The following is a 20,613-nucleotide window of genomic DNA, read 5'->3' as shown; positions in this document are numbered from 1 at the left end:
GGAGCACCCGCGGCTCATCGAACGGCCCGGCCCGCGCCGTCTCAGTGGTCGTGTTCCTCGGCCGCGCCGGCCGCGTGGTGCGGCGGGTCGTACCCCGGGACCGTGCCGTCCGCCTTGGCGACGAGCAGCAGACCGGCCATCCCCATGTCGGAGTGGCTCTGCACATGGCAGTGGTACATCCAGGCACCGGCCCCCACGTGTTCGCCCGCGATGATCTGGAAGCCGAAGGAGTCGGCAGGGCCGCAGATCTTCGTGTCGACCACGCGGCTCGGGTCGTCCGGCCCGGTGAGCAGCCCCGTCCTGTTGTCCGCCCAGCGGTGCCCGTGGATGTGGAACGTGTGGTAGTACTCACCGTGCGTGATCATGACGACCTCGACCCGGTCCCCCACCGTGGCCTCGAAGTCCGGGCTCTCGTGGGCCGCCTTGTTGTTGATCGTCATGTCGTTGAAGACGATCGTGATCGTCTTGTCCGGAAGGATGTCCCCCTTGCGCCGGACGACGAGCGGCCCGTACAGACCCTTGCGGATGCCGCCGGTGCCGTGATCCGTACCGACGACGTGGTCGTGGTAGTGCCAGTAGCCGGCGCTGCCCGCCCGCCAGGTGCCGTCCTTGCGGCGGCCCGGGACGTGGGTCCGCCAGGTGTACGTCCGCGTCCCGCCGGGTTCCACATGGCTGCGGTTCATCCGGGTGCCGTCGCTCGCGATGTCGTAGTCGACGCCGTGGACGTGGAGGCTGGCGTCGACGTCCGTGGTGTTCTCGAATTCGATGTGCAGCGTGTCGCCCTCGGTGATCTCGATGAGCGGCCCGGGGATCGACGCCTTGCCCTTCTCCAGACCGTAACCGAGTTGACCGTCCGCCAGTTTCTCCGCGTACAGCTTCATATGACGGACGGCTCCGCCCGCCGGTGCGGTCTTCGCCGGGTTCTCCGCGGAGGTGGCCTGCACCGCGCCGAGCGACATCGATGTCACGCCCGTGGCCGCCGCCACCCCGCCGCCCACCAGCATCCGACGGTTGAAGGTCCTTCGGTCCATGTCGAACTCCCCACTGCGAGACGGAACCTGACGCGCTGCTCCCCTGGACGGCCCACACGGTAGCCGGGGGACGAGGGTTTATCCACACTCAGGACAAAGTTCGTTCAATTGCTGCCATACCTATTGGCGAGCCGCGAAAAGAGGTCTAGCTTCGTGCGCTGTCGCAGTGACCACAGAGGTGCGATGACGAGAGAAGTGACCGGAGTAGTGACCAAGAGGGGTGGGTGACCACATGCAGCGCACACCACATCACAGGTCCAGATCACGCCGCGGCATCGCGGCGGCAGTGGCGGCGGGCGCACTGACGGCGTCCCTGCTCGGCGGCAACGCGGCCACCGCCAGCCCCTCCCCGGACCCGGGGCTGAAGGAGCGGATGGCGACAACGTTGTCCCTGCCCACGCCCCCCGGCGGGGCCAACGTCAGGGTGCTGGTGTTCCACGCTTCGGCGGGCGAGGAGCCGCCCACCGTGGACGCGGGCATCGCGGCCATCGAGAAGATCGGCCTGAGCGGTCCTGAGGCCGGACGCTTCAAGACCGTCGCCACCGACGACGCCGCGGTCTTCACCAACGGCAAACAGCTCGGCAAGTACAACGCGGTCGTGTTCCTGACCGGCGGCGGCGACGTACTCGATCCGGAGCAGGAGGCGGGCCTGGAGGCGTACATGGAAGCCGGTGGCGGCTTCCTGGGCATCCATGACGCGGCGCGCACCGAACCGTACTCCGACTGGTTCACCGGTCTCGTCGGCGCCCGTCCGGCAGCGGACAGCCCTGCCGGCGTCCAGCGCGCCACCGTGGAGATCGGCGACCGGCAGCACCCCGCGACGAAAAACCTCCCGCTGGAGTGGAAGCGCCCGGACAAGTGGCTGAACTGGAAGGACAACCCGTCCGGCGACGTGCACACGGTGGCCCGCGTCCGGGAACTCACCTACGCGCCGGGCAAGAGCGCCAACGGCTGGGACCACCCGGTCTCCTGGTGCCGTGACTACGACGGCGGCCGCTCCTTCTACACCGCCATGGGCGGTACGGCCGGCAGCTTCGCCGAGACCGACTTCCGCGACCATCTGCGGGGCGCCCTGGCCTGGACGAGCCGCCTCTCGCAGGCCGACTGCACGGCCACCATCGACTCCAACTACACGGCCGAGCGGCTCACCCAGCCCAATCAGCCGGGGCAGAACGACCAGATCGGCGAGCCGCACGGCCTGGTGACGGCGAAGGACGGGCGGATCTTCTACATCGGTCGCGGCGGCACGGACAGCAGCGTGCCGGTGGTCACCGACTGGAACGACCCGAATGTCGGCAAGGGCGAGGGCGAGGTCCATGTCTACGACCCCTCGACCAAGAAGGTCACCCTCGCCGGCAAGCTGAGCGTCTTCGGTAACAAGGGTGGTGGCGAGGAACTGATCAAGGTGGAGGAGGGCCTGCTCGGGATCGAGCTGGACCCCGACTTCGCCACCAACGGCTGGGTGTACCTCCACTACACCCCGCACGCGAAGATCGACCGCGACAAGCAGATGGCGGTGCGCCAGGTCTCACGCTTCACCTTCGACCACGGGACGAACAAGCTGGATCTGGCGTCCGAGAAGGTTCTGCTGAACTGGCCGGTCCAGATCCACAGTTGCTGCCACGCTGGCGGCGGCATGGCCTGGGACTCGAAGGACAACCTCTACATCGCCACGGGTGACAACAACTCCTCGGGCTTCAGCGGCGGTTACTCGGGCAACAACCCGCAGCCGAACTACAAGGGCGTCTCGTTCGCCGATGCCCGCCGTACCGCGGGCAACACCAACAACCTCAACGGCAAGATCCTGCGGATCCACCCCGAGGACGACGGGACCTACACCCTGCCCGAGGGCAACCTCTTCACCGGCGAGGAGCCGGACGAGGGCGGTGGCAAGACCCGCGGTGAGATCTATGTGATGGGCGTCCGCAACCCGGCGCGCATCTCCGTCGACACGTCGACCGACACGCTGTACGCGGGCTGGGTCGGCCCCGACGCGGGCGCCCCGAGCACGACCTGGGGTCCCGCCAAGTACGACACGTTCGCGGCGATCACGAAGGCCGGAAACCACGGCTGGCCGTACTGCATGGGCAACAAGCAGCCCTACCGTGACCGCAACCTGCCCGATCCGTCCAAGCCGCTCAGCTGGTACGACTGCGACGCGCCGAAGAACGAGTCGCCGAACAATGACGGCCTGGTCAACCTGCCGCCGGTGACCGGCAACACCATCTGGTACTCGCCCCAGGGCGGTGGCGTGGACTACCCCCGCGACGGCGACGGCATCCCGAGCTACAAGGCGGAGGACCAGAAGGAGCTCCTGCCCTGGCTCAAGGGCGGCGGCCAGGCCACGATGAACGGCCCCGTCTACCGCTACGACGCGGCGAGCACGAGCGAGGCCAAGTGGCCGGCGTACTGGGACGGGAAGTGGTTCGTCGGTGACTTCTACGACGACACCCAGCCGCGTCACGCCGTGCTGACCGATCCGAAGACGGTCGGCAAGGGCGGACTGCCCACCCACGCCGAGTCCCTGAAGAAGATCATTCCGGTCGGTGCGGACGGCATCCGCAACCTGATGGACTGGAAGTTCGCCCCGGACGGCTCGCTCTACGTCCTGGACTACGGACGCGGCTTCTTCACCTCCGACTCCAAGTCCGCGCTGTGGCGCGTGACGTACAAGGGCGGTGGCCCGACCCCGGCCGCCGCAGACCTGGCCAGGAAGGCGGCAGCGCAGTGAGACACCCTTCGCTCCTCGCGCGACGGCGGTACGGGCCGGCCCGGTGGTGGCTCGCCCTGCTCGGATCGTTCCTGATGGTCCTCGGGCTGGCGTCGACCGCCGCGTACGGCCGCGACGACGACCGGGCGGCGGCAGCGGCCGACCAGGTCCTCACCTGGACCGCCGGCGACCCCATCGACCGCTATCTGACGGCTCCCACGACAGCGGTGGCCGGCGCCGCGACCCTCGTGTTCGAGAACAGCGCGGCCACGGGCAACACGACGGGCATGCCGCACACGCTGACGTTCGGTGTGTCCGACCCGGAGTACAACAGCGACGTCCAGGTGAACATCCTGGCCAACCCCAGCGACAGCACGGGTGGCAAGCACAGCGTCGAGGTCACCCTCACGCCCGGGAAGTACTTCTACCACTGCACGATTCCCGGCCACGGCTCGATGCAGGGCGTGCTCACGGTGACCGAGGACGGCGGCGGCGAGGACACCACCGCCCCCGAGACCTCGGCGACGGTGGACGGCGACAAGAACGCCGACGGCGCGTACATCGGCCAGGCCACGGTCACCGTGGCTGCGTCCGACGCCGGTGCGGGAGTCGGCACCGTCGAGTACGCGACCGGGACGGACGGCGCCTGGCAGCCGTACACCGCACCCGTCGTGGTGAGCGAGGTGGGCACGCACACCGTCCGCTACCGTGCCACCGACAAGGCCGGCAACACGGCTGCGGAGAAGACGGTCGACTTCGAGGTCGCCGCGCCGTCGACGGACGACAGGACACCGCCGGAGACCTCGGCGACCGTGTCGGGTGAGAAGGACGACGCGGGCGCCTACCTCGGTATGGGCACGGTCACCGTGACCGCGTCCGACACCGGGTCCGGCGTCAACACCATCGAGTACGCGAAGGGGACGGACGGCGCCTGGCAGCCGTACACCGCACCCGTGATGGTGCACGAGGTGGGCACGCACACCGTCCGCTACCGCGCCACCGACAAGGCCGGCAACACGGCTGCGGAGAAGTCCGTCGACTTCACCGTCGTCGAACCGCCGTCGCAGGACCGGACCCCGCCGGAGACCTCCGTGGTGGTCTCCGGTGACAAGAACTCGGACGGCGCGTTCATCACGAGCGCCAAGGCCACGGTCGCCGCGACCGATGCCGACTCGGGCGTGGACAAGGTCGAGTACTCCCTCGACGGCGGCCCGTACCTCGCGTACACCACCCCTGTGATCGTCGACCGCGTCGGATACCACGTCTTCGCCCACCGGGCGACGGACAAGGCCGGGAACACCTCCGAAGCGAAGCAGATCTCGTTCACGATCGCGCAGAGCGGCGGCGTCCCGGCGCCCAACTGCCCCGAGTACGACGAGCGGCTCACCGTCATCGTCGGCACGGTGGACTCCGGTGTCCCCAACCGGCTCACCGGTAACCGCTGCACGATCAACGAGCTCATCGAGGACGAGAAGGACTGGTCCTCGCACGCGCTGTTCCTCAAGCACGTCGACAAGGTCCTGGACAAGCTGCTCACCGACGGGGTCGTCGACGCCCGTGAGCACAAGAAGATCTACCGGGCGGCCAAGCAGTCCGGCATCGGCAAGCCCGGCCAGGACGAGGGCTACCGCAAGCTGTTCGACGGTACCGCCGAGTCCCTCGCCCGGTGGCAGCACGTCGGCGGCGGACAGTTCGGGCTGAACGAGGAGGAGGGCTCGATCACCAGCTCCACCACGGTGGACGGGATGGGCATGCTGTGGTTCCCGGCCCGGCAGTACGAGGATTTCTCGCTGAAGCTCCAGTGGCGTGACGACGCCCCGGCAGCGGGCAACGCCAACGGCGGGGTGTTCGTACGCTTCCCGGACGTCAACGACCATCCGGAGGAGCCCCGTCCGGAGTGGGTCGCCATCAAGTACGGCCATGAGATCCAGGTCAACGACCGGCCCGACGGCGACATGTACAAGACCGGTTCCGTCTACGGCTTCGACCGGGTCGGTCTCGGCGGCGCCGCGGTCACGCCCAAGGGCACCTGGAACGACTACGAGATCCGGGTGGTGGACCAGCACTACGAGGTCTACCGCAACGGTGTCCTGATCAACGAGTTCGACAACAACGGCGGTCAGCTCTTCGAGCCGCCGCGCGGTGACGACCCGGGCACCGACGGCCGGCGGTACGCCTCCGGTTACATCGGTCTCCAGGTACACGGCACCACGGACGTGATCTCGTACCGCGACATCCGCATCCAGGAGTTGTAGGGAGAGCTCACACTCAGGCGGCCGTGGCCGCGTGCTCCGGCACGCGGTCACGGCCTCCGGGGTGCCGGTGGCGCCAAATCCAGAAGACCGTGCAGGAGACCAGCGACCAGGCCGCCAGCACGAGGTACGGGAAGACGTACTGGTGGCCCTGGTAGTAGACCGCCGTGTGCTGGGCGTTGACCGAGGCACCCGGTGGCAGCCAGCGGCCGATGTGCCCGAGCAACGACGGCAGCAGGGGCCAGGAGACCGCGCCGCCGGACGACGGGTTGCCGAGGAGCACCATGACGCCCCAGGTGGGAATCATCGCCCAGCGCCCCATGATGGTGTTGAACATGGTGAAGACCATGCCCGACGTGAACATGGTGAACGCGAGGATCAGCCAGGACTGGAAGAACGGCAGATCCACCGCGCCGAGCAGCCAGTCCACGACGGCCGCGATGGCGAAGCCGCCGAGGAGGGCGTAGCCGATCGTGAAGGAGATCCGCTCCAGTGGGTTCAGCTTCCGGGCGTGCACACTGAGCTGGATCGATCCGACGAAGCCGATGATGACGGCCGCGAGCGAGATGTAGAAGAGGGCGAGGCCGCGCGGGTCGCCCTTCTGCTGCGGTTTGACGTCCGTGACCGCGAGCGGGACGTCGACGCGCTCCGCGACCTCGACGCCGGTCTCACCGAGCAGCTGGGCGACGGTCGCTCCGGACGCCGCTGCGACGTCCATGGCCACTCCCCCCTGCCCGGCGGGACGCAGGATCGCGAAGACCTTCTGCGCCTCCAACGCCGCACCGGCTTCGGCCCGGGTGGTGTACGGGTGGAGTTCGAGGGAGGCGTCGAGCGCCTCCTCCATCCCGTCGACGAACCTGTCGACGCCGGGAGCCGCGGGGCCGCCGGTGACCAGGGCGGCCGGGATGCGGTGCGGGGTCGGATTGGCCAGTGCGTAGGTGTACGAACCGGCGAACAGTCCCGCCGCGGCAGCGATGATCAGGGTCAGCACCATCGCCGGGAAGTACGGCGACTGCTTGTACTCCTGCCACTTCTCACGCCGGGTGAGGGGCCTGCCGTGCGCTCCGTGCTCGGCAGGACGGCCGGAGCTCATCCTTCGCTCTCCTCGTCTTTCCGTGCGCGGCTGGGCTGCACCCGTTTCGGTTCGCCCGGCATCTTCGGGTACTCCGGCGGATAGGGCAGGTCCCCCAGCTTGTGCTCGTGTTCATCACGCCTCGCCAGCTCCAGTACCTGGTCGAGCCGGAAGGCGTGGTCGTCCATGTCGGCGTGCAGGTCGCCCACTTCGGCGTAGCGCACGGGCATGCTCCGGAGGTCGAAGTCGCGCGGCTCGGCGTCGTCGATCTCCTCCCAGCGCAGGGGTGCGGAGACCGGGGCGTGGGGGAAGGGGCGCACGGAGTAGGCGGAGGCGATGGTGCGGTCGCGGGCCGTCTGGTTGTAGTCGACGAAGATCCGTTCGCCGCGTTCCTCCTTCCACCAGGCCGTGGTCACCCGGTCCGGCATCCTGCGCTCCAGCTCCCGCCCCACCGCGATGGCCGCGCGCCTGACCTGGGTGAAGGTCCACTCCGGGACGAGGGGGACGAAGACATGGATGCCACGCCCGCCGGAGGTCTTGGGCCAGCCGCGCAGTCCCTGCTCCTCCAGGACCGCGCGTAGTTCGTGGGCCGCCCGCACCGCGTCGGCGTAATCGGTGCCGGGCTGCGGGTCGAGGTCGATGCGCAGCTCGTCGGGGTGGTCGGTGTCCGCCCTGCGCACGGGCCAGGGGTGGAAGGTCAGGGTCCCGAGGTTGACCGCCCAGAGAACGGCCCCCAGTTCGGTCGGGCACATCTCGTCGGCGTGCCGGCCGCTGGGGAATTCGATCCGGGCGGTGGGGGTCCAGTCGGGGAGGTTCTTCGGCGCGCGCTTCTGGTAGAAGAAGTCGCCCTGGACCCCGTCGACGAAGCGCTGCAGGGTGGTGGGCCGCTCGCGCAGGGCGCGGAGGACACCCGGCCCCACGGCCTGGAAGTACTCGGCCACGTCCTTCTTGGTGTAGCCCTTCTCCGGGAAGTACACCTTGTCCGGGTTGGACAGCCTCACGGCCCGCCCGTCCGCGTCCAGCTCCATCGCTGTTCCTGCTCCCATGTCGGACACCGTAGGCCGGTCCCACATATGCCGCATATCGGAAGACGTGCTCCGCGCGGTGCGTGAGAATCGGGGTCATGGACCTGCCGGTGATGCCTCCTGTGAAGCCGATGCTCGCCAAGTCCGTGTCCGCGATTCCCCCCGGCATGCAGTACGAGGCGAAGTGGGACGGATTCCGGGCGATCGTGCACCGGGACGGTGACGAGGTGGTGATCGGCAGCCGGACGGGGAAGCCCCTCACCCGCTACTTCCCCGAGGTGGTCACCGCCGTGCGGGAGAACCTGCCGGCACGCTGTGTGATCGACGGCGAGATCGTCCTGCCGTACGAGGGGCGGCTGGACTTCGACCGGCTGAGCGAGCGCATCCATCCCGCCGATTCGCGGGTGCGGATGCTGGCCGAGCAGACACCGGCGGGTCTCGTCGCCTTCGACGTCCTCGCCCTGGGCGACTCGTCCCTGCTCGCCACGCCGCAGACCGAACGGCGAACGGCTCTGGAGAAGGCCTTGGCGCACGCCTCGGCCCCTGTGCACCTCGCCCCGTCCACCACGGACCCGGCTCTCGCACAGGACTGGTTCGAGCGGTACGAGGGAGCGGGGCTGGACGGGGTGGTCGCCAAACCGCTCGATCTCCCGTACCGGCCGGACGCCCGCGTCATGTACAAGATCAAGCACGAGAGGACGGCCGACTGCGTGGTGGCGGGTTACCGCTTCCACAAGAGCGGCCCGGTGGTCGGCTCGCTGCTGCTCGGGTTGTACGACGCGGAAGGCGCCCTCCAGCACGTGGGCGTGTGCGCCGCCTTCTCGATGAGACGGCGCGCCGAGCTCCTGGAGGAGCTGGACCCGTTGCGCGTCGACCCCGCCGCTCACCCGTGGGCGGCCTGGGCGGACGCGGCGGCTCACGAGGGGTCACGGCTGCCGGGCGCGCCGAGCCGCTGGTCGGGCAAGAAGGACCTGTCCTGGGTGGCACTCGCGCCGGAGCGGGTCTGCGAGGTGGCGTACGACCACATGGAGGGCGACCGTTTCCGCCACACCACCCAGTTCCGGCGGTGGCGGCCGGACCGCACCCCCACCGGCTGCACCTACGCGCAGCTGGAGGAAGTGGTGCGGTACGACCTGTCCGAGGTGCTCGACGCCCGCTGAGCCGTTCAGGCGGTGGGAGTGACGCAGGGTTCGTCGGCCGGTGTGCCGGCGGGGGCGGTCTCCACGGAGGGCGTGGGGCAGTCAGGGGCCGAGGTCGGGTCCGGGGACGTGGTGGGGTCCGGCGTGGTCGTCGGATCCGGCGTGGTGGTCGGATCCGGTGTCGTCGTCGGGTCCGGTGTCGTCGGCTCCGTGGGACCGCTGTCGGTGGGGTCAGGGCCGGGGCCCGGGACCGTGGGGCTCGGGGACTCGCCGGGGCCGGGGCTGCCGGAGTCCGTGGGTGTGGGCGTTTGCGTGGCGGTGGGTGAGGTGGAGGGGCGCGGTGTGCCGCTGGGCTGTGGGCCCACCTCGATGCCACCGCCACCGCCCTTGCCGGGGCCACTCGGGCTGCCGGGGCCTCCGACCGGGGTTTTCGGCACGTGGGGTCCGCCCGCACCCGGGCTCTCGGGGATCACGCCCGCACCGTCGGCGACGGGGTGGGCCCCCTTGCGGTAGAACTCCAGCCAGGACAGGACCGTACGCAGATAGGTGTCCGAGCGGTTGTAGCTGAGGATCGCCCCGTCGAGGTCGCCCCGCACGGACAGGTCGCGCGTCCCGGCGCAGAGGTAGTGGCCCGCGGCGAGGGCCGCGTCGGCGATGTTGTCCGGGTCCTTGCGGCCGTCGCCGTTGCCGTCCTTCCCCCAGTGCGCCCACGTGGAGGGGATGAACTGCATCGGGCCGACCGCCCGGTCGTAGCGGGTGTCGCCGTCGTACGCCCCGCCGTCGGTGTCCGGGATCTCGGCGAATCCGGCGCCGTTGAGGACGGGGCCGAGGATCGGCGTGAGCGTCGTGCCCGCGGAGTCCACCCTCCCTCCTCCCGCGTGGCCGGACTCCACCTTGCCGATGGCCGCGAGCAACTGCCAGGGGAGACGGCAGCCGGGGTCGCTGCGGCCGAGGACGCTCTGCGCGTCGCGGTAGGCGGCAAGGACGGTGGCGGGGATGCCGGCCTCGGTCCAGGACGGGGTGACCCCCTTACCGGGCTTCGTCCCGGTCCCGGTGCTCTTCGGCGGCTCCGGTGACTCCAGGGGCGGCAGCTCGGTGTGGTAGCTGTCGTCGTTCGGCGCCTCGGTCCAGATCACGTCGTCCGACGCCACGTTCTTCATGTCGTCGGTTCCGCCGCCCATGAGTCCCGGGGCCTGGGACGCGGTGAGCGCCGCCATGGCGGCCACCGCGGTGGCGGTGCCGGTGAGTCCGCGGCGCATGGTTCCGTCGAACCTCATGTGTCCTCCCTCTTCCGGGTCAGCGAGTGAACGTGTCGATGGCCGCGATCCGCCAGGTGTCACCGCGGCGGAGGGCGTCCACGGCGAACATGGCGGCCGCGTACGTCGTCTCCTCCTCCTTGTCGGTACGGGTGTTGCTCTGGTCGGCGAAGACCAGCAGGCGGGCCCGGTCGCCGTCGAGCACCTCGACACCGCTCTGGGTGACGGTCGTGGTCAGGACCAGCTTCTGCTTGGGCGCCTGTGCGCGTACCTCGGCGAGCATGTCCTCGTGCTGCTGGACCGCCTTGCCGGTCAGGTGCTTCCGCGCGGCCAGGTCGGCCTTCTCGGGCGAGGCGTAGTCGTAGGAGAAGACCGCGCCCACGGCCTCGGTGATCTGCCCCTTGACCTCGCTGGTCCGGCTGATGTCGGTGAGGGCCGCGTTCCGCCGGCCCGGGTCGTCCCGCAGTGTCCCGGCCGACGTGAACGACCAGGCGGCGAAGGCGCCGAGGAGCAGTGTCGCGGCGCAGAGGACGGCGGGCAGCCGGATGCGCAGACGGGGCAGCCGCCTGCGTGGGGGGCCGTCCCCGGCAGCTTCCTCGTCCTCGGTGTCGGCCGCGTCCTCCGGGGGCTCGGAGGGCTCCGGCGCTTGAGGGGATGCGGGTTCGAGCGCCTCGACCGCCCGGGAAGCCGGTTGCGGGGTCCCGGCGGTGCGCGGCGGTGCGGTCGTCCCGGCGACGGTGGCGAGCCGGCGGCGGCGGTTGACGAGGTGTCGGGTCGTCGACATGACGGTGGTCCTCTCGAAGGCGGGGCGGTCGGGCGGAGTCAGCCGGCGGTGTTGCCGACGGGAGCCTGGCCGAGGGCACTGAGCTTCCACCCCTCGGAGGTGCGGGTGAGCTGCCCGAGCATCCGGCTCTCCTTGACCGCGGGCTTGCCCTCGGGGGCGGTCACGGTGACCCGCAGCGCCACCATCACTCCGGCCTTGCCTGCCCGGTCGTCCAGCTCCGTCACCGCCCCCGACAGGACCTCGGCGGTGCTGACCGTCCTGGCCGCCTCGATCTGCTTGACGAACGCGCCCCGGCCGTCCACGAGTTGCTTGTGCAGATCGCCGGTGGTGGAGTCCTCCCAGCTGTCGAGCCCTTCGGCGAGCCGGCCGTGGTCGAGCGTGTTCATGTTCTGCACGGCCTGCTCCCCCGCAGCCAGTGCGTCGTCGCGGGCCTGCGCGTAGGCCGCCGAGTCGTCGTGCGCGGCGTCGTAGCGGGACCAGCCTCCCCAGCCCGCGGCCACGGCGGCCGCGACCGTCAGCGCGACCGCCACCGCCACCAGCGGATTGGTTGTCATGGGTACCCGTGCCATGTGGTGCTCTCCCCTACCTGGAGGTGATGTCGACGATCCGCCAGTGCCCGCCCCGCAGTTCCGCGGTGACGGACAGCTGGGCCGCTGCCGTGGTGGCGGCCTTCCCCTCGCGCTCGTAGACCTGGTCGAGGAAGACCAGGAGGTGGGCGCTGCTCCCGGTGAGCCGGGTGACCCCGGCGCGTACGACCTGGCTGGTGAGCGTCAGCTTCTGGTCCGCGGTCTGCTTCTCGACCTGGCCGAACAGGGCCGCGTACTGCTTCAGCGCCCTGCCCCCGAGCAGTTGCTTCGCCGACTCCTTGGTGGCGGCGGTGGCCTGCGGGCTGTACGAGAAGACCTTGCCCAGCGCGCTGCTCACATCACCGGCGACGCGGCTGGTCGCTGCGGAGTCCGTCAGCGCGCGGTTGGACGTGGCAGGGGTGTCGCGCAGCCGCTGTCCCTGGACGAACAGGGTTCCGCCCACCCCCAGCAGGGCGAGGGCCAGTACCGCGGCGGCTGCGCGGTGCCACCGTCGGCGGGCAGGAGGAGCGTCCGTCCCGGGGCCCGTGTCCGGTACGGCTTCGAGGTCCGACGGGATCGTCGCTGTTCCCGTGCTCTGCTTCATGAGCCGCTCCCGACCGGTAGCGCGTCCAGGGCCTTGATCTTCCAGCCGTCCCCGGTCCGGGCGAGCGTCGCCTCGAAGCGTTTGCGCTCCGTACCGCCCTTGCCGGTGCGCGGGGTGACCTGGACGTCGACGGCCGCGATGAGCGCCGCCGTGCCGGCCCGGTCGTCGAGCGCGGTGAGCGCCGCGTCGGTGACCTTTCCGCGTGCGGTGGTGCCGGATTCGGTGAGTTCACCGGCGTCCTTCTTCCGGGTGCTCTCCAGCCGGTCGTGCAGGGGTCCGGTCGAGGCGGTGAGCCAGGCGGTGAGGCCGGACTTCACGCTCGCGGCGTTCCTGCCGTCCATGCTGGTCAGCCGGGCGAGCTGTCTCTTGCCGTCCGCGAGGGCGGCGTCGCGGCTCTTCGCGTACGCGAGTGTGTCGTCACCCCGCGCCTGGGCGTACGACCAGGTGCCGAGAGCGCAGAGCAGTACGGCGGCGAGCAGTGCCGCCCATCCGAGCCCCGTCCTCGTCCGGCCGCTCATGAGCCGCCTCCCAGGCCGAGCAGCCCGGCCATACCGCCGGACCGGGGCGCCGAGGTGTCCCCGATGGCGCCGGGCGCGTCCGGGAGGAGGCCGGTGCCCGGGGTGAACGGTTCCGGTACGGCGCCGCCCTTCGGGGCGTTGGCGCTGCCGCGGACGTTGATGCCGCTGCTGGGCGGGGAGGCGCAGCGGGTCCTGGTGTCTGTGGCGGGGGCCGCCGAGAGGTCGGTGCCGGGGCGGTAGGTGGTCGAGCCGTATCCGGCGGTGCAGGGCAGCGGTTCGAAGAAGGTGACCGACATGCCGAACCTGGCCCCCTCCTGGTCGATGGCGCTCGCACCGGCTGCCGCGACCGCGGGTACCTTCACCAGCAGTTCCTCCAGGCCGCGCTGTCGTGTGACGGCGACCTCGGAGGTGGTGAGGAGGTTGGCGACGACCACTCCGAAGGCGGGGTCGAGGTCGCGCAGAAGTCCGCTGATCTGTTCGGTGGCGTCGGGCGCCGCGGCGATGAGCCGACGCAGGTCGGTGTCGGACCCCTTGAGTTCGGCGGCGAGTTCCTCGGCGCCGGAGGCGAAGCCCTTGAGTGCTTCACCCTGTTCGTTCTGGGTGCGCAGCACGGTCTCGCCGTCGGCCATCAGCTTCGTGGTGGTGGGCAGGGCCTCGTCGGCGGCCTCGACGAACTCGCTGCTGGTGTCCAGCAGTACCTGGAGGTCGTCGCCCCGGCCGCTGAACGCGGCACCGAATTCGTCGACGACCGTGCGCAGGGCTTCCGCGTCGACGGAGGCCGTCAGGTCGTTGAGGCTGGTGAGTACGTTGGTGACGGGTGCGGGAATGGTGGTGTCGGCCTGGTCGATGACCGAGCCGTTCTCCAGGAAGGGGCCGTCCCCGCGGGTGGGCCGGAGGTCGATGTACTGCTCGCCGACCGCGGAGAGGCTGGCGACGACCGCCTGCAGGCTGTCGGGGATGCGTGGCGCGTCGTTCTCGATGCGCAGTTCGGCCTCGACTCCGTCGTCGGTGAGCTCGATCGGGCCGACCCTGCCCACGGACACGCCTCGGTAACTGACGTTGGAGTGGGTGAACAGGCCCCCGGTCTGCGGCAGTTGGACCGTGACGGTGTAGTGGTCGCGCAGCCCGACGTAGTGACCGAGGTCGGCGTAGCGCACCCCCAGGAAGCCGAGGACGAGCACGGCGATGACGAGGAAGGCGATGTTCTTCAGCCGGATGGCCAGGGTGATCATCAGCGGGTGCCCTCCGTTTCCGGCGTGGTGACCGAGGGGAGCGGCAGGGGAAGGGCCGCACCCGGATCCTGCCGGGCGCCGGATGCCGTGGGTGGCGTGGTGGGCGGGGTGAGTGCGGGGATGATCTGGGTGCCGGGCATGGCCGTCACGTCCAGGTAGACGTTGAGGTAGTCACCCTTCACCCCGCGGAGCACCTCGTCGGTGAACGGGTAGGTGAGCAGCACCTGGAGGGAGTCGGGCAGGTCGTCGCCGGAGTCGGCGAGCGCGGCGAGCGTGGGTGCGAGGGCCTTGAGGTCGGCGATCATGTCGGCCTTGCTCTTGTTGATCGTGTCCACGGCCACGGTGGAGAGCGTGTCGAGCGAACGCAGCATGGTGAGGAGCGAGCCGCGCTGCTTCTCCAGGACCTTGAGGCCGGGGGTGAGCCCGGTGAGGACCGTACCGACGTCCTGCTTACGGGTGGCGAGGGTGGCGGCGAGCCGGTTGACGCCGTCAAGTGCCTGGGTGATGTCCTCCTTGTGGGTGTCCAGGTTCGTGACGAGTGTGTCGACGCGCTTCAGCATCGACCGGATCTGCGGTTCCTGTCCGGCGAGCGCCTTGTTGAGTTCGGTGGTGATGGTCTTGAGCTGGCTGACCCCTCCCCCGTTGAGCAGCATCGACAGGGCGCCGAAGACCTCTTCGACCTCCGGGTTTCGATTCGTACGGGTGAGCGGGATCCGGTCGCCGTCCGCGAGCGTGCCGTGGGCGGTACCGGTGCTCGGGGGCGAGAGCTGGACGAATTTCTCGCCGAGGAGACTGGACTGCTCGAGATGGGCGTAGGAGTTGGCGGGCAGGTCGATCTTCCCGTTGACGCGCATGGTGACCTTGGCCGTCCAGCTGCCCGGGGTGAGGGCTATCCCGGTGACCCGGCCGACGGCTACGTCGTTGACCTTGACGGATGACTGCGGGGCGAGGCTGAGGACGTCCCCGAACTCGGCGGTGATCTCGTACGGGTGGTCGCCGAGGTCCGCTCCGCCGGGCAGGGGCACCTGTTCGATGCCGGTGAACGACGGCAGGCCGACGGTCGTGGCGACGAGCGCGATGCCGACGCCGGCGGCGACCAGGGCGCCGAGGCCCGTGACCGTGCGGGTGCCGGGTCTGCGCCGGGCGGCGCTCATGGGGTCGCCTCCTTCTTCTTCTGCGTCCCGGACTTCTCCGGCGTGCCGTAGACGGTGCCGACGGCGGGCAGCGGCAGCGTGGGAAGGGCCTTCTGCCGGGTGGCGTCCACCGGTGCCAGCCCCTCCAGGCCGGTGGCGCCGGCCTCGGGTTCGGTGAGCGGCCCGCCCATCGACAGCTCGTTGAGGTTGGTACGCCCGTTGATGGTGCGGTTCGCCGGGTCGTAGGCGTTGAGTACGTTGCCTGCTGCGAGGGGCAGTGTGTCGAGGGACTCGGCGAGCGAGGCACGCTGATCGACCAGGGTCTGGGTGAGCGGCACCAGGAGGTCCACGTTCTCCTTGAGGGCGCCGCGGTTCTTCTGGATGAAGCCCTTGACCTGGCCGAGCGCCTTGCCCAGTTCCTTCAGGGCCGCGCTGAGGTTCTTCTTGTCGTCGGCGAGGAAACCGGTGACGGAGTTCAGCTGCTGCTCGGCCGCCCGTACGCTGCCGTCGTTGTCCTTCAGCATCGTGGTGAAGGTCTGCAGGTAGAACAGCGTGTCGAAGAGGTTGCCGCTGCTCCTGTCGAGGGTCTTCGTGGCCTTGCCGAACTGTTCGACGGAGTCCCCGATGGCCTTACCGTTGCCGTCCAGGTTCTTCGCCCCGGTCTCGAGGAGTCGCGAGAGCGCCCCGTCCGTGTTGGCTCCGTCCGGGCCCAGGGCCGTGGAGAGCTCGGTGATCGACTCGTACAGCTGGTCGACCTCGATGGGGGTGGCGTTGTCCGCGGCCGGGAGTACGGCGTCGTCCTCGAGCCGCGCTCCCCCGGTGTAGGCCGGAGCGAGCTGTACGTACCGGTCGGCGACCAGGCTGGGGGCCACGACGACGGCGTGTGCCTCCTTGGGGACCTTGACGCCCTCGTCGATCCGCAGGGTGACCCTGACCTCCTCTCCGCGTGGCTCCACGGACTGGACGGTTCCGGCCTTCACTCCGAGGATCCGCAGATCCGATCCGGCGTACACGCCGGTGGCCCGGTCGAAGTAGGCGGTGACGGTGGTCTTCCCCCGGTCGTCCGTCGCCATCACCCCCGAGGTGGCGGCGACCGCCACGACGGCGAGTCCGGCGCCGATGCCGATGACGCGTGTGCGTCTCATGTCAGCGCCCTCCCTGCTTCGGTGGCATGCAGTCGTTCTTCGGCGGCGTGCCGGCGGGCAGGTAGTTCTTCGGGACAACACCGCAGACGTAGTTGTCGAACCAGCGTCCGTTGCCGAGGGTGTTGCCGATGAGCCGGTTGTAGGAGCCGGCCAGCGAGAGCACCTTGTCGAGGCTCTTGCGGTTCTTCACCAGGACGGTGGTGACCCGACCGAGCGCTTCCAGGGTCGGCCCCAGTTGCTTGTCGTTGTCCGTGACGAGCCCGGTGAGCTGGGTCCCGAGGCTCCGGGTGCCGGTGAGCAGCAGGTGGATGGAGTCGCGGCGCGCCTGGATCTCGCCGAGGAGCAGATTGCCGTCCTCCAGGAGGGTCTCGAAACTGCTCTTCCTACTCGCGAGCGTCTTGGTGAGCTGTTTGCTGCCCTTGAGGAGGGTGGCGAGCTGGGCGTCCCGTTCGGACACCGTCTTCGACAGCGCGGACAGCCCGTTCGCCGCGCTGCGCACGTCGGGCGGCGAGTCCTTGAAGGTCTCGGAGATCGTCTCGAAGCTCTGGGCGAGCTGGGCGGTGTCGATCTCGTCGATCGTCTCGCCGAGTCCGTTGAACGCCTGGGTGACGTCGTACGGGGAGGTGGTGCGGCCCGCGGTGATGCGGGAGTCCGGGTCCTGCGGAGCGTTGCCCAGCGGGTCGACGGCGAGGTACTTCTCGCCCAGCAGTGTCTTGATGGCGATGCCGACGGTGGAGGAGTCGCCGATCCAGGCGTCCTTGACCTGGAAGTCCACCTTCACCTTGGCGCCGTCGAGCGACACGGCGGTGACCTCGCCGACCTTGACGCCGGCGATCCGCACCTCGTCGCCCTCGCCGAGGCCGGCCGACTCGGTGAAGTCGGCGCTGTAGGTGGTGCCGCCGCCGATGAAGGGCAGTGCGTCGGCGCGGTAGGCGGCGAGGCCGAGGAGGGTCAGGACGAGGAGTCCGACGATGCTGACGGCGACGGGGTTGCGTTCCCGTACGGGCTTGATTCTCATGCCTGGCACCTCGGTCGGCCGATGGTGATGCCGGTGGGCGGTGCGCTGCCGTCCTCGGTCGTCACACCGCTGACCTTCGCTTCGCAGAGGTAGAGGTTGAGCCATGACCCGTAGGAGGTGAGGCGGGTGATCGCCTCCATCTTGGCCGGGGTCTTCTGCAGGAAGCTCTCGATCGTGGGGGCGTTCCTTTCCAGCTGGCCGGTGAGACGTCCGAGCTGGGCGATGTCGTCCTTGAGCGGCTCACGTCCGTCCTGGAGGAGGTCGGCGGTGACGGTGGTCAGCGCCCCCATCGCCGTGACCGCCTCGCCGAGCGGTTGACGGTCGCCGGAGAAGCCCGTGACGAGCTTCTGCAGGGTGACGACCAGGTCGTTGAAACCCGCCTCCCGGTCGTTGACGGTCTTCAGGACCGTGTTGAGGTTCTTGATCACCTCGCCGATCACCTTGTCCTTGGCCGCGACGGTGCCGGTCAGCGATCCGACGTGGGAGAGGATGCTGTCGACGGTTCCGCCCTCCCCTTGGAGGACCTGGACGATCGATCCGGCGAGCTGGTTGACATCCGGTGGCGACAGCCCCTCGAAGAGCGGCTGGAAGCCGTTGAAGAGCTGGGTGAGGTCCAGCGCGGGTGTGGTGCGCGCGAGCGGAATGGTCGCTCCTGATCTGAAGCTCTCGCCGACGGGTCCGGCGCCCTGGTCGAGGTCGATGTAGCGTTGGCCGACCATGTTGAGGTATTTGATCGAGGCGGTCACCGAGGCCGGCAGCGCGCGGCCCTTGCGGACCGCGAAGCCGACCTCGGCCAGCCGCTTGTCGGCGACCTCGATCGACTCGACCTGGCCGACCTTCACTCCGGCGATCCGGACGCTGTCACCGACGACGAGTCCGGTCGCGTCGGTGAACCTCGCCTTGTACGACGTGGTGTCGCCGACACCCGTGTTGGCGATGGACAGCCCCAGCACGGTGGTGGCCAGGGCGGTCACCACGACGAAGACGATCGACTTCACGAGGGGGCCCGCGAGGGAGCGGCGCTTCACTTGAGCTTCACCTCCGCACCGCGGAAGGCCGGACCGATGAGCACACTGCTCCAGTCGGGCAGGTTCTGCGGCTGGACTTTCAGGGCGGGAGCCACCAGCTCGTTGACGAGCCGGCTCTCCTCGGGAGAGTTGGGCATGCCGAGGGCGGTGTCGGCGGCTTCGGTTTCCTGGAGTTCCGCGGCGGGGTCGCTCCCTGTGTGGGAGGCGGTCCGGGCGTCGGCGGTCGGCACGGGCCTGCCGGTGTACGGCACGGAGTAGCAGTGCGGGCCGCCGGTCGCGCGGTAGGTGGGGGTGTCCTTGCCTGCGACGTACCTGCCCTTGGACTCCACGGCCTTGACGGTGACGTGAAGCCCCGGCTTGTCGGTGCCCTTGCCGAGCGCCTTGTCCATGGCGGGCACGAAGCCCGCCATCGTGCGCAGGGTGCAGGGGAAGGCGTCCGAGTACTCCGCGAGGAGCTCCAGCGTCGGCCGGCCCGAGGCGGACAGGTGGATGAGGTTGTCCTTGTTCTTGCGCAGGAAGGAGGTGACGTCGTGGGCGGAGGCGGTGGTGGAGCCGTACAGATCGGCGAGCTCCGCCTGCTGTTCGGCGATGGTGCCACTGGTGGTGGTGAAGTCGGTGAGTGCGTCCAGGACGTCGGGGGCGGCGTCCGCGTAGAGATGACTCACCTTGACGAGTTCCTTGATGTCCGCGTTGAGCGTGGGGAGTTGCGGGTTGAACTCCTTGAGGTGGGCGTCGAGGGTGACCAGGGTGTCCCCGAGCTTGTCGCCGCGTCCTTCGAGCGCCTGGGACACGGCGTTGAGGGTGGCGGCGAGCTTCTGCGGTTCGACCGCGGTCAGCATCGGCAGGACGTTGTCGAGGACCTCCTCCAGCTCGATGGCGTTGCTGGAGCGGTCCTGCGGGATGACGGCACCGGCCTTGAGGGCCTGCGCGGACGGGACGGACGGTGGCACGAGGGCGACGAACCGCTCGCCGAAGAGGGTGGTGGGCAGCATCTGGGCGGAGACGTCGGCGGGAATCCGCCCGAGCCGGTCGGGCCGGATGGCGAGCGTCAGGCGCGCCCCGTCCCCGTCCGCCTCGATGTCGCGCACCTCTCCGATGACGACACCGCGCAGCTTGACCTCGGCGTTGTCGTGCATCTCGTTGCCGACGCTTCCGGTGCGTACGGTCACGGTGACGTCGTCCGTGAAGTCCTTCTCGTACACGGAGACCGACAGCCATACGAGCACGGCGGGCACGAGCACGAACGCCACACCGGCGAGTCTGCGGCGCACCGTCTGCGCCATGGAGGAATGCATCAGCCGGCCACCTTCACCGTTGTCGTCGCGCCCCAGATGGCGAGCGAGAGGAAGAAGTCGGTGACGCTGATGAGCACGATGGCGTTGCGCACCGACCGGCCCACGGCCACACCGACGCCGGCCGGGCCGCCGGTGGCGTGGAAGCCGTAGTAGCAGTGGGCGAGGATCACCAGCACGCTGAAGATCAGCACCTTGAGCACCGACAGCAGCACGTCGTCCGGGGAGAGGAAGAGATTGAAGTAGTGGTCGTAGGTACCCGCCGACTGCCCGTTGAACAGGACGGTGATGTAGCGGGAGGCCAGGTAGGAGGAGAGCAGCCCGATGGCGTACAGCGGGATGATGGCGACGACGCCGGCGATGATCCGCGTGGTGACGAGGTAGGGCATGGAGCGCACGCCCATCGCTTCGAGGGCGTCCACCTCCTCGTTGATCCGCATCGCGCCGAGCTGAGCGGTGAAGCCCGCGCCGACGGTCGCGGAGAGAGCGAGCCCGGCGACGAGCGGGGCGATCTCCCGGGTGTTGAAGTACGCGGAGATGAAACCGGTGAAGGCGGAGGTGCCGATCTGGTCGAGGGCGGCGTACCCCTGGAGGCCTACGACCGAGCCGGTGGCTAGGGTCATCGCGATCATCACGCCGATGGTTCCGCCGATGACCCCGAGGCCGCCGCTGCCGAAGGCGACCTCGGCCAGCAGCCGCTGCACCTCCTTGAGGTAGCGGCGCAGGGTGCGGGGAATCCAGATGAGCGCCCGTACGTAGAAGGTGAGTTGTTCACCCGAGCGGTCGAGCCAGCCGAGCATGGACATCG

The 20,613-nt window shown here is 69.6% G+C and carries 18 protein-coding genes; 3 read left to right on the top strand and 15 right to left on the bottom strand.

Features of this window, described 5'->3' with window-relative positions:
- Positions 1-41: 41 nt before the first annotated feature.
- On the bottom strand, positions 42-1,031 hold the full coding sequence (locus ACFYSH_RS07470) for a multicopper oxidase domain-containing protein (RefSeq protein WP_359464873.1): 990 nt from the start codon (positions 1,029-1,031) through the stop codon (positions 42-44).
- A 232-nt stretch (positions 1,032-1,263) separates the two neighbouring features.
- On the opposite strand from ACFYSH_RS07470, the gene ACFYSH_RS07465 reads away from it, so the two are divergent.
- Complete coding sequence (locus tag ACFYSH_RS07465) at positions 1,264-3,762, top strand: ThuA domain-containing protein (protein WP_388751335.1); 2,499 nt, start codon at positions 1,264-1,266, stop codon at positions 3,760-3,762.
- A complete protein-coding gene (locus ACFYSH_RS07460) occupies positions 3,759-5,996 on the top strand; it encodes an OmpL47-type beta-barrel domain-containing protein (RefSeq protein ID WP_359464867.1) in 2,238 nt (745 codons plus the stop codon). The genes ACFYSH_RS07465 and ACFYSH_RS07460 overlap by 4 nt, the downstream gene beginning before the upstream one ends.
- Positions 5,997-6,009: 13 nt before the next feature.
- Here ACFYSH_RS07460 and ACFYSH_RS07455 read toward each other — a convergent pair whose 3' ends face one another.
- Together ACFYSH_RS07455 and ligD are read right to left on the bottom strand one after the other, a co-directional pair.
- The gene (locus ACFYSH_RS07455) at positions 6,010-7,086 is read right to left on the bottom strand and encodes an ABC transporter permease (RefSeq protein ID WP_359464865.1); all 1,077 of its coding nucleotides are present in this window, start codon (positions 7,084-7,086) and stop codon (positions 6,010-6,012) included.
- A complete protein-coding gene (ligD, locus tag ACFYSH_RS07450; RefSeq protein ID WP_359465243.1) occupies positions 7,083-8,093 on the bottom strand; it encodes a non-homologous end-joining DNA ligase in 1,011 nt (336 codons plus the stop codon). Before ligD ends, ACFYSH_RS07455 begins: the two co-directional genes overlap by 4 nt.
- Positions 8,094-8,188: 95 nt before the next feature.
- Here ligD and ACFYSH_RS07445 point away from each other — a divergent pair, with 95 nt between their 5' ends.
- On the top strand, positions 8,189-9,250 hold the full coding sequence (locus tag ACFYSH_RS07445) for an ATP-dependent DNA ligase (RefSeq protein ID WP_388751333.1): 1,062 nt from the start codon (positions 8,189-8,191) through the stop codon (positions 9,248-9,250).
- A gap of 5 nt (positions 9,251-9,255) precedes the next feature.
- Here ACFYSH_RS07445 and ACFYSH_RS07440 read toward each other — a convergent pair whose 3' ends face one another.
- Genes ACFYSH_RS07440 through ACFYSH_RS07385 form a run of 12 tightly spaced genes read right to left on the bottom strand, consistent with a single transcriptional unit; the run spans position 9,256 to position 20,611 of the window.
- Positions 9,256-10,506, bottom strand: a complete 1,251-nt coding sequence (locus ACFYSH_RS07440) for a lytic transglycosylase domain-containing protein (RefSeq protein WP_388751331.1) — start codon at positions 10,504-10,506, stop codon at positions 9,256-9,258.
- Positions 10,507-10,525: 19 nt separating this feature from the next.
- Positions 10,526-11,269: a hypothetical protein gene (locus tag ACFYSH_RS07435; RefSeq protein ID WP_388751329.1), complete on the bottom strand. Its 744-nt coding sequence runs from the start codon at positions 11,267-11,269 to the stop codon at positions 10,526-10,528.
- Positions 11,270-11,307: 38 nt separating this feature from the next.
- Complete coding sequence (locus tag ACFYSH_RS07430) at positions 11,308-11,838, bottom strand: nuclear transport factor 2 family protein (protein WP_388751327.1); 531 nt, start codon at positions 11,836-11,838, stop codon at positions 11,308-11,310.
- A 13-nt stretch (positions 11,839-11,851) separates the two neighbouring features.
- Entirely contained in the window at positions 11,852-12,439 is a 588-nt protein-coding gene (locus ACFYSH_RS07425) for a hypothetical protein (RefSeq protein ID WP_388751325.1), read from the bottom strand.
- Positions 12,436-12,957 (bottom strand): hypothetical protein, encoded by a 522-nt coding sequence (locus tag ACFYSH_RS07420; RefSeq protein ID WP_388751323.1) that lies wholly within the window; start codon positions 12,955-12,957, stop codon positions 12,436-12,438. The genes ACFYSH_RS07425 and ACFYSH_RS07420 overlap by 4 nt, the downstream gene beginning before the upstream one ends.
- Positions 12,954-14,189: an MCE family protein gene (locus ACFYSH_RS07415; protein ID WP_388751321.1), complete on the bottom strand. Its 1,236-nt coding sequence runs from the start codon at positions 14,187-14,189 to the stop codon at positions 12,954-12,956. The genes ACFYSH_RS07420 and ACFYSH_RS07415 overlap by 4 nt, the downstream gene beginning before the upstream one ends.
- Complete coding sequence (locus tag ACFYSH_RS07410) at positions 14,189-15,343, bottom strand: MCE family protein (RefSeq protein WP_359464844.1); 1,155 nt, start codon at positions 15,341-15,343, stop codon at positions 14,189-14,191. The genes ACFYSH_RS07415 and ACFYSH_RS07410 overlap by 1 nt, the downstream gene beginning before the upstream one ends.
- Positions 15,340-16,467, bottom strand: a complete 1,128-nt coding sequence (locus ACFYSH_RS07405) for an MCE family protein (RefSeq protein WP_388751318.1) — start codon at positions 16,465-16,467, stop codon at positions 15,340-15,342. The genes ACFYSH_RS07410 and ACFYSH_RS07405 overlap by 4 nt, the downstream gene beginning before the upstream one ends.
- A gap of 1 nt (position 16,468) precedes the next feature.
- On the bottom strand, positions 16,469-17,485 hold the full coding sequence (locus tag ACFYSH_RS07400) for an MCE family protein (protein WP_359464839.1): 1,017 nt from the start codon (positions 17,483-17,485) through the stop codon (positions 16,469-16,471).
- Positions 17,482-18,513: an MCE family protein gene (locus ACFYSH_RS07395; protein ID WP_388751316.1), complete on the bottom strand. Its 1,032-nt coding sequence runs from the start codon at positions 18,511-18,513 to the stop codon at positions 17,482-17,484. Before ACFYSH_RS07395 ends, ACFYSH_RS07400 begins: the two co-directional genes overlap by 4 nt.
- Positions 18,510-19,808: an MCE family protein gene (locus ACFYSH_RS07390; protein WP_359464834.1), complete on the bottom strand. Its 1,299-nt coding sequence runs from the start codon at positions 19,806-19,808 to the stop codon at positions 18,510-18,512. The genes ACFYSH_RS07395 and ACFYSH_RS07390 overlap by 4 nt, the downstream gene beginning before the upstream one ends.
- Complete coding sequence (locus ACFYSH_RS07385) at positions 19,808-20,611, bottom strand: ABC transporter permease (RefSeq protein WP_031094766.1); 804 nt, start codon at positions 20,609-20,611, stop codon at positions 19,808-19,810. The genes ACFYSH_RS07390 and ACFYSH_RS07385 overlap by 1 nt, the downstream gene beginning before the upstream one ends.
- Between the last annotated feature and the right edge of the window lie 2 nt (positions 20,612-20,613).

Origin of the sequence: Streptomyces sp. NPDC005791 (assembly GCF_042871485.1) — a bacterium.
Taxonomy (GTDB): Bacteria; Actinomycetota; Actinomycetes; order Streptomycetales; family Streptomycetaceae; genus Streptomyces.
The sequence above is the reverse complement of the archived record's forward strand: the minus strand, read 5'-3'. Positions and strand labels throughout refer to the sequence as shown.